The organism is Planktotalea frisia (assembly GCF_001890925.1).
Classification (GTDB): Bacteria; Pseudomonadota; Alphaproteobacteria; order Rhodobacterales; family Rhodobacteraceae; genus Planktotalea; species Planktotalea frisia.
Map to the genome: position 1 here is coordinate 34,602 of NZ_MLCB01000111.1, position 11,828 is coordinate 46,429.

Consider the following 11,828-nt stretch of genomic DNA (forward strand, 5'->3'; position numbering starts at 1 on the left):
AGATGGAAACGCTCATTCTTTTCGCGCCTCTTGTCGGGGCTCTGATCGGTGGATTTGGCTGGCGTCTCACAGGTGAGCGCGCAGCAATGTGGATCACCACGGGACTGCTGTTTGTCGCATGTGCGTTCAGCTGGATTGTGTTTCTGACCCATGATGGTGTAACGGAGAAAATTCAGCTCTTGCGTTGGATCGAAAGCGGTTCGTTGAGCACAGACTGGGCGATCCGTATGGACCGTTTGACTGCGATCATGTTGATCGTGATCACCACAGTGTCTGCGCTCGTGCATCTATATTCCTTTGGTTACATGGCAGACGATCCGCAGTGGAAAGAGGGCGAAAGCTATAAGCCGCGCTTTTTTGCGTATCTGTCGTTCTTTACCTTTGCGATGTTGATGCTGGTGACATCCGACAACCTTGTGCAAATGTTCTTTGGCTGGGAAGGTGTGGGCGTCGCCTCATATCTGTTGATCGGTTTTTACTACCGCAAACCAACGGCGAATGCGGCAGCGATCAAAGCTTTCGTCGTTAACCGTGTCGGCGATTTTGGCTTCGCGCTTGGTATCTTCGGGCTTTATTATCTAACCGATAGTGTCAAATTCGATGACATCTTTGCAGCCGCACCTGCGCTTGCGGAAACGACTGTCCACTTCCTTTGGGCAGATTGGAATGCAGCCAACTTGATCGCTGTTTTGTTGTTCATCGGTGCGATGGGTAAATCGGCGCAATTGTTCCTGCACACTTGGTTGCCAGACGCGATGGAAGGCCCGACACCTGTGTCTGCCTTGATCCACGCCGCAACCATGGTGACCGCGGGTGTCTTCCTCGTTTGCCGCATGTCGCCATTGATGGAATATGCGCCGGAGGCGACGGCCTTCATCACAATCCTTGGAGCAACGACAGCATTCGTCGCCGCAACCATCGGCCTTGTGCAAAACGACATCAAGCGCGTGATTGCGTACTCAACAATGTCCCAGCTCGGTTACATGTTCGTTGCCGCTGGTGTTGGTGCCTATTCCGTTGCGATGTTCCACCTCTTCACACACGCGTTCTTCAAAGCGATGCTTTTCTTGGGGGCGGGTTCCGTGATCCACGCGATGCACCACGAGCAGGACATGCGTAATTACGGCGGTTTGCGTAAGAAAATCCCATATACATTTGCGGCGATGCTGATTGGTACGTTAGCGATCACAGGTGTTGGTATTCCGCTGACGGGGTGGATTGGTTTCGCTGGTTTCGCGTCGAAAGACGCGGTGATCGAGAGTGCGTTCGCGGCTGATCCGATGGGCTATGCCTTCTGGATGCTGGTGATCGCGGCGCTGTTCACGTCGTTCTATAGCTGGCGTTTGATGTTCTTGACCTTCTTCGGAAAACCACGTGGCGACAAGCATACCCATGAGCATGCGCATGAAAGCCCGATGGTTATGTTGGTGCCCCTTGGAGTACTTGCAGTCGGTTCGATCTTTGCGGGTGCGATTTGGTACAGCAGTTTCTTTGGCAAAACCAATGAGATCGCGAGCTTCTTTGGTGTGCCCTACGCCGAAGCTTCCGAGCATGGCGAGGCCAAAGATGACCACGGCGAAGCGAAAGATGATCACGCGGCCCCTAAAGACGACAAGAAGAAAAAGACGTCTTATGCGTTCACCGGCAAGCCGGGTGAGGGCGCGATCTATACGGGCAAAGACAACCATGTCATTCATGACGCGCACTATGTGCCGACTTGGGTGAAGCTGAGCCCGTTTATTGCGATGGTGATCGGTTTCTTGATGGCGATGTGTTTCTATATTTGGGATCCGAAAATGCCCAAGCGCACTATGGAGCATAACCGTCCGCTCTATAACTTCTTGCTGAACAAGTGGTACTTTGACGAGCTCTACGATGCGATCTTTGTAAAGCCCGCGTCGATGATCGGCCGCTTCTTTTGGAAGCGCGGCGACGGTGATGTTATCGATGGTACGCTTAACGGTGTAGCTATGGGCATCGTGCCCTTCTTTACCCGCCTCGCAGGTCGCGCGCAGTCCGGCTATATCTTTACTTACGCCTTCGCCATGGTCATCGGAATTCTGGTTCTGGTCACGTGGATGACGTTCTCCGGAGGAGCGCAATAATGGATAACCTTCTTTCCATTGTCACTTTCATCCCTGCGCTCGCAGCCTTGATCCTTGCGCTTTTCTTGCGTGGCAGTGACGAAGCGGCGGCGCGTAATGCCAAGTGGCTCGCGATGATCGCAACAAGTGCGACATTCATTGTCTCGCTGTTTATTCTGTTCCAATTCGACAGCTCCAACACCGGTTTCCAGATGGTGGAAGAGGCGTCATGGATAATGGGCATGCAGTACAAGATGGGCGTGGACGGAATTTCCGTGCTCTTCGTGATGCTCACCACCTTTATGATGCCCTTGGTCATTGCGGCGAGCTGGAATGTTGAAACGCGTGTCAAAGAATACATGATCGCGTTCTTGCTCTTGGAAACGCTGATGCTCGGCGTGTTCATGGCGCTGGATTTGGTGCTGTTCTACGTCTTCTTCGAGGCGGGCTTGATCCCGATGTTCCTAATTATCGGTATCTGGGGCGGCGCGAACCGTATTTACGCGAGCTTCAAGTTCTTCCTTTATACCTTCCTCGGGTCAGTCCTGATGCTGGTGGCGATGGTCGCAATGTTCGTGAACGCGGGCACAACTGACATTCCAACGTTGATGACGCACACCTTTGGTTCCGAGAGCTTCTCACTTTTGGGCATCCACGTTGTTGGTGGTTTGCAAACGCTGATGTTCTTAGCCTTCTTTGCCAGTTTCGCAGTTAAAATGCCGATGTGGCCTGTGCATACATGGTTGCCGGACGCGCACGTTCAGGCTCCGACAGCAGGTTCTGTTGTTCTGGCGGCGATCCTTTTGAAAATGGGCGGCTACGGTTTCTTGCGCTTCTCCTTGCCGATGTTTCCAGTCGGTGCGGATGTTTTGACACCGCTAATCCTGTGGATGTCTGCGATTGCGATTGTTTACACTTCTCTCGTTGCACTAGTGCAGGAAGATATGAAAAAGCTGATCGCTTATTCATCGGTCGCGCATATGGGTTATGTGACGATGGGTATCTTTGCGGCGAACCAGCAGGGTATTGACGGTGCAATCTTCCAAATGATCAGCCACGGCTTTATCTCTGGCGCGCTCTTCCTCTGCGTCGGTGTGATTTATGATCGTATGCACACACGCGAAATCGACGCTTATGGTGGTCTTGTGAACCGTATGCCAGCCTATGCGCTGATCTTCATGTTCTTCACGATGGCGAATGTGGGTCTGCCCGGGACATCTGGTTTCGTTGGTGAATTTCTGACGCTGGTCGGCGTGTTCCAAGTGAACACATGGGTCGCTGCGGTTGCCACAGCAGGCGTGATCCTGTCAGCCGCTTATGCGCTATGGCTTTACCGCCGCGTCGTGATGGGGGATCTGATCAAGGAAAGCCTGCGCACGATAACTGATATGACAACGCGCGAGCGTGCGATTTTTGCGCCGCTTGTGGTGATGACGCTGCTCCTTGGCGTTTATCCGGCGCTGGTCCTCGATATCATCGGCCCTTCGGTAGAAGCGCTGGTTTCCAACTATGAAACGGCACTGGCGAGCGCACCAAACGCAACCGCCGCTGTCGCCTCGCACTAAGAAAGACGCTGAACATGATACAGGCTGACCTGAACATCATTATGCCGGAAATCATCCTGTCGCTTTTTGCGATTGGTGCATTGTTGGGCGCGGTCTACACGAGCAAGGACAAGATGGGTCCGATGCTGGTTTGGGCAACGGCGGGTGTCTTCCTGGCGCTGGCGCTTTGGATTGGGGTGAACGGGCAGGGCACGAACCCTGCGTTCGGCGGCATGTTCGTCGATGATGCGTTCTCGCGTTTTGCCAAAGTGGCGATCCTTTTGTCCTCTGCGGCTGTACTGGTGATGAGCCAAGAATACATGCAGCGCAAAGGCTTGCTGCGTTTTGAGTACCCCGTGTTGGTCGCGCTCAGCGTTGTTGGCATGATGGTTATGGTCTCTGCGGGAGATCTGATGACGCTCTATATGGGCCTTGAGCTGCAATCACTTGCGCTCTATGTGGTCGCGTCATTGCGTCGTGACAGTGCGCGTTCCACTGAGGCGGGTTTGAAGTACTTCGTGCTCGGCGCGCTGAGCTCTGGCCTTTTGCTTTACGGTGCATCCCTAACCTACGGTTTCGCAGGCACCACGCTGTTCTCGGGCATTATCCAAACCGCGACGGAGGGACATACATCCATCGGTCTACTCTTTGGTCTCGTCTTTATCATCGCGGGTCTTGCGTTCAAAGTGTCTGCGGTTCCGTTCCACATGTGGACGCCAGATGTCTATGAGGGTTCGCCGACACCGGTCACTGCGTTCTTCGCAACCGCACCTAAAATCGCTGCAATGGCATTGTTCGCGCGTGTTTTGCACGATGCCTTCGGTAGCGCTGTCAGCGATTGGAGCCAGATTATTGCGCTTTTGTCCGTCGTTTCTATGTTCCTTGGTGCCTTCGCGGCGATTGGTCAGACAAATATCAAACGTCTGATGGCGTTTTCCTCTATTGCGCACATGGGCTACGCGTTGATGGGCCTCGCGGCGGGCACGGTTTTGGGCGTGCAAGCGATGCTCGTATACATGGCGATTTACGTGACCATGAACATCGGTACATTCGCCTTTATCCTTTCGATGCAGAAAGACGGTCAAGCGGTCACTGATATCGGATCGCTCAACCAATATGCCAAGCGTGAGCCGGGCAAAGCCCTCGCGATGTTGATCTTGCTGTTCTCCATGGCAGGCGTGCCGCCGATGGTTGGCTTCTTTGGTAAGTTCTATGTGCTGCGCGCCGCCTATGATGCGGGCCTTGCATGGTTGGCAATCGCAGGCGTGATCGCTTCGGTGATTGGTGCCTACTATTACTTGCGCATCGTCTTTTACATGTATTTCGGCGAAGTGCCGGATGAGACGCTCGACAAGAGCCACTCGCCTGTGCTGTGGGGCTTCTTGATGGCTTCTGCGGCGATCATGGTGTTGGGCTTGGTCAATCTCTTTGGGATTGAAGGCGCAGCGGCCGCAGCGGCAGCAACGCTTGTTAACTAATACGGGCTTCCCGCTGGGCTATGGCCGCAGGGTCTTGGCTGAAGTTGATAGCACCAACGCAGAAGCTGCACGTATTGCAAAGTCACTCGCAGGGCCGGAGTGGATTTTGGCCCTGAACCAAACAGCGTCTCGTGGACGCCGCGGGCGCGCGTGGCGCTTTCCCAAAGGCAATTTTGCAGGCACGCTTGTGCTACACCCGACAGAGACACCCGACATTGTTGCGTTGCGCTCATTCGTGGCATCCCTCGCGCTGTATGATGCGTTCATTGCATGTGGTGTGCAGGCGCACTGCCTCGCGCTGAAATGGCCCAATGATGTGCTGCTGAATGGTGGCAAAGTCGCGGGTATTTTGCTCGAGAGCATCGGGGCAGGCGGCTCAGTTGGGCATCTTGCTATTGGTATCGGCGTTAACCTCGCTGATGCGCCCGCACCTGCTGAGGTTGAAGTGCAAGCAATGCGTCCCGTTTCATTGCTCTCCGAAACGGGTGTCGCGATTAATCCTGAAGAATTCCTTGATCTCCTTGCCAGCGCATATGCGCGGTTGGAGCTTCAATTCACTACCTACGGCTTTTCACCGATCCGCGAAAACTGGCTCGCGCGCGCGGCTAAAATTGGCGAGGTGATCACTGCGCGCACAATGGCGTCAGAAACCGTGGGCACGTTCGAGACAGTAGACGAGCAGGGCAACCTTGTTCTAAAAACCACCCAAGGCCGCGTGGTAATTGCTGCGGCGGATGTATTTTTCTAATTTCGGAGAAAGCCGATGCTTCTGGCGATTGATTGCGGCAACACGAATACGGTTTTCTCGATTTGGGATGGTGAAAAGTGGCTGTGCACATTGCGCACGTCAACTCATCATGGCCGTACCGCGGATGCCTATTTCACTTGGTTCAGTACTTTGGTCAATCATTACAAAATTGACCTCGATATCAAGGATGTGATCATTTCATCAACTGTGCCGCGCGTTGTGTTTAACCTGCGCGTCTTTGCGGATCGTTTCTTTGGCTGCCGCCCTCTGGTTGTTGGCAAACCTGAATGCAAGCTTCCTATCGCTCCGCGCGTGGATGGCGGCACACAAGTCGGGCCGGATCGTCTCGCGAATGCTGCGGCTGCCTTTGATCGTCATGGCGGTAATATTGTTGTTGTTGATTTTGGCACAGCGACCAATTTTGATGTGGTCGCAGAAGACGGCGCTTATGTGGGCGGGGTCATCTCTCCGGGGGTTAATCTGTCACTTGAGGCGCTGCACAACGGGGCTGCGGCATTGCCGCATGTGGACATTTCCCAACCCGAGCACGTAATTGGGACAAATACGGTTGCCTGCATCCAGTCAGGCGTTTTCTGGGGCTATACGGGCCTGATCGAAGGCATTACGAACCGCATTAAGAATGAATATGGCAAGCCGATGAAAGTGGTTGGCACAGGCGGACTTGCCCCGCTGTTTGCAACCGCACAAAACCTGTTCGATGTGATCGAAGATGACCTCACAATGCATGGTCTGATCGTGATCCACGAGCATAATAAGAAGAACGGATAAACCGAAATGAGCGCAGAGCGTTTGATCTACCTTCCCCTTGGCGGGGCAGGCGAAATAGGCATGAATGCTTATGTCTATGGCTACGGAAAACCGGGCAAAGAAAAGCTGATCCTTGTGGATATTGGCGTGACCTTCCCGGATATGGACGGCACGCCCGGGGTGGATTTGATCCTACCCGACATCACTTGGCTGAAAGAACGCCGCAATGATCTAGAGGCGATCTTTATCACACATGCCCATGAGGACCACGTTGGTGCGATTGGTCACTTCTACGAGCAGCTTCGCGTTCCGATCTATACGCGTGCCTTTACGGCGAATATTGCGCGCCGCAAGTTGGATGAATACGGGGTTGAGGCGAAGGCCGTAACGACTGTGTCGCCTTGGCCCGAAGTTGTGAAAGCAGGACCATTCTCAGTTGGCTTCCTACCGATTTCACACTCGATCCCCGAAAGCTCTGGTCTTGTGATCGACAGCCCTGACGGGCGTGTCTTGCACACAGGTGACTTCAAAATCGACGAAACGCCATTGGTGGGCGAACCGTTCGACGAAAAACTCTGGCGTGAGGTGTCCAAGGATGGCGTCAAAGCACTGGTGTGCGATTCCACGAACGTCTTTTCTTTGAATGAAGGCCGCTCTGAAATCACGGTCGGTCCTGAGATCGAAAAGCTGATCTCTGATCAACCGGGCATGGTTGTCGCAACAACATTCGCCTCCAACGTGGCACGCGTAAAGACGCTGGCAGAAGCCGGTGTGCGGGCCGGGCGCTCTGTTGTGCTACTTGGTCGTGCGATGCGCCGTATGGTCGAGGCGTCTATTGAAACGGGCGTGCTGAAAGACTTCCCGACGTGTATCAGCTCTGAGGATGCCGCGACGCTGCCGCGTGAGAACGTGATGCTTTTGGTGACAGGCTCCCAAGGGGAACGACGTGCCGCCTCGGCGCAACTCGCGCGGGGTAAGTACCAAGGTTTGACGCTGAAAGAGGGCGATACATTCCTGTTTTCCTCTAAAACCATCCCGGGCAATGAGCGTGGCGTGATCTACATCATCAACCAACTCTCAGAAAAGGGTGTGGATGTGATTGATGACAGTTCTGGCCTGTATCACGTGTCAGGTCACGCGAACCGTCCCGATCTGGAGAAGATGCACGAAATTACGCAGCCTCAAATGCTGATCCCTATGCATGGTGAACATCGTCACCTGCGCACACACGTGAAGATCGCAGAGGCCAAAGGGCTTTCAGGGATCGTTGCTGTGAACGGTATGATGATTGATCTCTCTGGCAACAAGCCAAAGGTCGCGGATTATATCGAAACGGGCCGTACATATCTGGACGGCTCTGTGCAGGTTGGTGCGCTTGACGGTGTTGTGCGGGATCGTATGCGCATGGCGCTGAACGGGCATATCACTGTGACGCTGATTTTGGACGAGAACGACGAATTGCTGGGCGATCCATGGTGTGAACTCATGGGTCTCGCCGATCAAGGCAAATCACGCGCGCCACTCGTGGATGTGGTTGAGGAAGATCTGAGCCAACTTATCGGGCGTTCAAACGGTAAGACGATGCGCGACGACAAGAAGCTCGAAGAAGCGATCAAACGTTGCGTGCGTCAGAGCTGCAACGCTGAGATTGGCAAAAAACCGGAAGTCACGATTGTTGTGAGCCGTCTTTCCTAAGGTCTAGAGCCGGTTCTGATCGAGCCAACCAACAAGACGAAAAAGCTGAGCGGTGAGGGATGCTATGTCCTCATCGCTCCACCCCTCTAGCATTTGCACATAGTCGGGCAGTAACGCGCGCTGCACTGTCATCAAATGCGCGATCCCGGCTTCGGTCAGAAGAACCTGCTTTGCGCGCGCATCCCCTTTGATCGATTCAAAACGCGCCCATCCCATCCCTTCGAACTTGGTGACCATTTTGGACACGGCAGGCTGTTTCACTTCTACAGCCGCAGCGATGGCAGTCACGCTTTGCCCCTCTGGCATTCGCTGCGCGAGGTGATTGAGAACCGAGAATTGCGCCTCTGTCAGCCCGAATCGATCCAGCATTTGCCCCATGCGCGTGCTGAAAAGTTGCGTGTTGATGCTCAAGGCTGTTCCCAATTTCACATATTTTTCAACGTGTTCAGGTGGTTTCATATCTGTTTTCATTTTTGCTCTTGCGATTTATTCCTTGGAATATAATTAATATTCCACGGAATGCAGTTAAGAAAGGTAAGACCGATGTTCTGCACACTAAAAGATAAAGCCTTAAACGCCCCCTCTGGATCCACGCAACAGCAACGGTTATAGGCTTTGCCGCATTCCAAGGGACACGCATCTATCTCGACCGCCTTTATGCGGCCTCGGGACATCCTGTAGACTTCGCAACAGGGCAGTTGGCCTTCGATGGCGCAACGACGTTCGGCTACTATGAAACGATGCGGGCGGCGGGGACCTTTGGCACATATATCCAAACACAACTGTTCGACTTCGCTTTTATCGCCTCGGTGATCCTGTTTGGCATTTGCCTTGGCACGTTGATCGCCCGCATGGGCGTGCCGCGCAAAGCGACGTATATGATGGGGATCGGCGCTGCCTTCTTCGCATTCCTAGGCGGCAGCTTTGACGCTTTGGAAAACCTGACGTCTTTCGGCTTGATGCAGTTTGAGAACGGCATCCCGCAGATCCTAGCCTACATCTACTCCGGCTTCGCTGCGCTGAAATTCATCTCTTTGACCATCGCTATGGCGCTTGCACTGGCGGCTTTGATCATGGGAGTGATCTCAAAGGGTCTTGGGATGATGCGTCGCCCGACGGCTGATTAACAAAAAAGCCCCGCGAGAGGTAAACTTTCGCGGGGCTTTTATCTAATCTATTGAGCGTCTTAATTTTCGCTACGTTCTTCAAAACTCATCGCGATAAAGCCGGGAAGATGATCGCCCAAGCCGACAACTTTATTGTCATTGCCGCGACCTCGTCCACCACGTCCACGATTTTCCTTCGGTGCAGGTTTTTGCACTTCAGGCGCTGCCGGCTCTTTTTTCATCTCAACCGCTTCAGCTGGTGCTTCGACGACGACGACGACGTCTTCTTTGGGCGCAGATTTACGGCTGCGTGAACGCGTGCGCTTTGGCTTTTCTTCGTGATCCGGCTTGGCTTCGACCGCTTGAACATCCTTTGCGGGATCTTCTTTACCCGCCAGAGGGTTATCAATGCGCGTCACTGTCTTTTGGATCAGCTTTTCGATGGCATCAAAGTTCTTTTCATCGCGCGGCACGCAAATCATCATCGCTTTGCCATCACGGCCAGCACGACCTGTGCGGCCAATCCTGTGCACGTAGTCTTCGGCGTGGCTCGGCACATCATAGTTGAACACATGGCTCACCGCAGGGACATCAAGTCCACGCGCGGCGACGTCAGAGGCAATCAAGAATCGCAACGATCCATCGCGGAAAGCATCCAAAGTTTTGGTGCGCTGGCTCTGATCCAGATCACCGTGAATAGGCGCAGCATCATAACCGTATTTTTTCAGAGACTTAGCGACCGTATCCACATCCATCTTACGATTGCAGAAGATGATCGCGTTCGTGCATTTCTCACCTTCGTTGTCGATCAACATACGCAAAGCTTTACGCTTTTCCGTGCCTTCGCGATCCTTGCGCGAGGCTTTGAACATCATCACAACTTGTTCGATATTCTCGGAAGAGGTCGCCTGACGGGCAACCTCGATGCGGGCAGGGTTGGACAGGAACGTGTTGGTGATCCGCTCGATCTCAGGGGCCATCGTGGCAGAGAAGAACAGCGTTTGACGCGTAAACGGCGTGAGGCTGAAAATGCGTTCAATGTCGGGGATGAAACCCATGTCGAGCATGCGGTCCGCTTCGTCGACTACCATAACCTGCACGCCAGTCAGGAGCAATTTGCCTCGCTCAACGTGATCGAGCAAACGACCAGGCGTTGCGATCAGAACGTCGACGCCTTTATCGATCAAGCGGTCCTGCTCTTTGAAGGACACGCCGCCGATTAACAACGCTTTGGTAAGCTTGGTGTGATATTTCGTGTATGTGTCGAAATTTTCAGCAACCTGCGCGGCCAATTCACGCGTTGGGCACAAGACCAGCGAGCGCGGCATGCGCGCGCGCGCACGACCTTTGCCGAGAAGTGTGATCATTGGCAGCGTAAAGCTCGCCGTTTTCCCTGTTCCGGTTTGAGCGATGCCCAGCACGTCCTGGCCGAGGAGTGCAGGTGGAATCGCACCAGCTTGAATAGGGGTAGGGGATTCGTAGCCAGCATCTTCGATGGCTTTGAGGACCTTTGGGTCCAAGTTCAGATCAGAAAACTTTGTCATGTATATCCGTGGCTTACAGACACAATCTGGCCCGTACAACTTAAATAGACCAAATCCGATTGATTGAGTGTCTTTGCACTCCATGGGTCTTGGCGCAGGAGATAGCGAAAAAGCACGGTTTGGTCAAATCACGCTGCGCCTTTAAGCGTTAAACACCAAAACCTTGGCAAGAATATCGCATATTGTTTCTCACTGCGCGACAATGCGAGCTATTCTGGAAACTGTTCCGCAATAGCTGCGTTTAGATCGAGCCTATGCCAGTGGAGTAAGTCGTGCGCTGCTAGGCCCGCGAGCAGTTCCGGACGCGCTGTGCACACTTCGTCGTAGAATGCGCGCAGCCCTTTTTCGCCGTCTCTGGCTTCTATTTGGCTAAGAAGTTCATGCATGCTCAGGCCACCAGTTCCTTGATCAAAAGGGGCTTTTAATTCGGCGCGGTAAGCGCCCTTTTCCTTGCGGTACGTGTAGCTCTTTATCCAATCAATCCACGTCGCTCCGTGCAAATGGCACAAGCGCGTCTGCTCTAGTTCTTGTTGGCCGGGGTTTTGACTGTCTTTCAGAAAAGCATTGTGAATTTTGACTGAAAAACCGTCTATCCCAGTGCGATAAATCATTTTGCCAGCAACATGACTTAGAAAACCGCCATTCAAATGCGCGCCATACGTCGGGTATAGGCTTTCAGTTATGCGTCGACGCTCTGGCATTGGCAGTTTGAATGATTTGAACGGGCGCGGTTCCGTGTCAGCGTTTTTCGATGTCAAAGCCTCGATAGGGCGAATGCGAGCGCACAAACAATCTGTGTTTATACCGCTGCTACCCCAAAACCCGAATTTTTTCATGGGTTATGACGCGGAAATTGTCTGA

Annotated in this window: 10 protein-coding genes; 7 read left to right on the forward strand and 3 right to left on the reverse strand. The window is 53.4% G+C overall.

Annotated elements, in window-relative coordinates; all coding sequences use genetic code 11:
- Positions 1-2 precede the first annotated feature (2 nt).
- Genes nuoL through PFRI_RS07635 form a run of 6 tightly spaced genes read left to right on the forward strand, consistent with a single transcriptional unit; the run spans position 3 to position 8,317 of the window.
- Positions 3-2,105, forward strand: a complete 2,103-nt coding sequence (gene nuoL / locus PFRI_RS07610) for an NADH-quinone oxidoreductase subunit L (protein ID WP_072630107.1) — start codon at positions 3-5, stop codon at positions 2,103-2,105.
- A complete protein-coding gene (locus tag PFRI_RS07615) occupies positions 2,105-3,649 on the forward strand; it encodes an NADH-quinone oxidoreductase subunit M (protein ID WP_072630108.1) in 1,545 nt (514 codons plus the stop codon). The genes nuoL and PFRI_RS07615 overlap by 1 nt, the downstream gene beginning before the upstream one ends.
- A gap of 14 nt (positions 3,650-3,663) precedes the next feature.
- Complete coding sequence (gene nuoN, locus PFRI_RS07620) at positions 3,664-5,106, forward strand: NADH-quinone oxidoreductase subunit NuoN (protein WP_072630109.1); 1,443 nt, start codon at positions 3,664-3,666, stop codon at positions 5,104-5,106.
- Entirely contained in the window at positions 5,096-5,854 is a 759-nt protein-coding gene (locus tag PFRI_RS07625) for a biotin--[acetyl-CoA-carboxylase] ligase (protein ID WP_072630110.1), read from the forward strand. Before nuoN ends, PFRI_RS07625 begins: the two co-directional genes overlap by 11 nt.
- Positions 5,855-5,869: 15 nt before the next feature.
- Positions 5,870-6,643, forward strand: a complete 774-nt coding sequence (locus tag PFRI_RS07630) for a type III pantothenate kinase (protein ID WP_072630111.1) — start codon at positions 5,870-5,872, stop codon at positions 6,641-6,643.
- Positions 6,644-6,649: 6 nt separating this feature from the next.
- A complete protein-coding gene (locus PFRI_RS07635) occupies positions 6,650-8,317 on the forward strand; it encodes a ribonuclease J (protein ID WP_072630112.1) in 1,668 nt (555 codons plus the stop codon).
- A 3-nt stretch (positions 8,318-8,320) separates the two neighbouring features.
- Here the strand turns inward: PFRI_RS07635 and PFRI_RS07640 are convergent, their stop codons facing one another.
- Positions 8,321-8,788 (reverse strand): MarR family winged helix-turn-helix transcriptional regulator, encoded by a 468-nt coding sequence (locus PFRI_RS07640; RefSeq protein WP_072630113.1) that lies wholly within the window; start codon positions 8,786-8,788, stop codon positions 8,321-8,323.
- 227 nt (positions 8,789-9,015) lie between these two features.
- Between PFRI_RS07640 and PFRI_RS07645 the strand changes: the two genes are divergently transcribed.
- A complete protein-coding gene (locus PFRI_RS07645; RefSeq protein ID WP_072630114.1) occupies positions 9,016-9,444 on the forward strand; it encodes a hypothetical protein in 429 nt (142 codons plus the stop codon).
- A gap of 59 nt (positions 9,445-9,503) precedes the next feature.
- On the opposite strand, the gene PFRI_RS07650 is transcribed toward PFRI_RS07645, so the two are convergent.
- Positions 9,504-10,967, reverse strand: coding sequence for a DEAD/DEAH box helicase (locus PFRI_RS07650; RefSeq protein ID WP_072630115.1), 1,464 nt, complete (start codon positions 10,965-10,967; stop codon positions 9,504-9,506).
- Between the two features lie 209 nt (positions 10,968-11,176).
- Complete coding sequence (locus PFRI_RS07655) at positions 11,177-11,755, reverse strand: hypothetical protein (RefSeq protein WP_111445492.1); 579 nt, start codon at positions 11,753-11,755, stop codon at positions 11,177-11,179.
- Between the last annotated feature and the right edge of the window lie 73 nt (positions 11,756-11,828).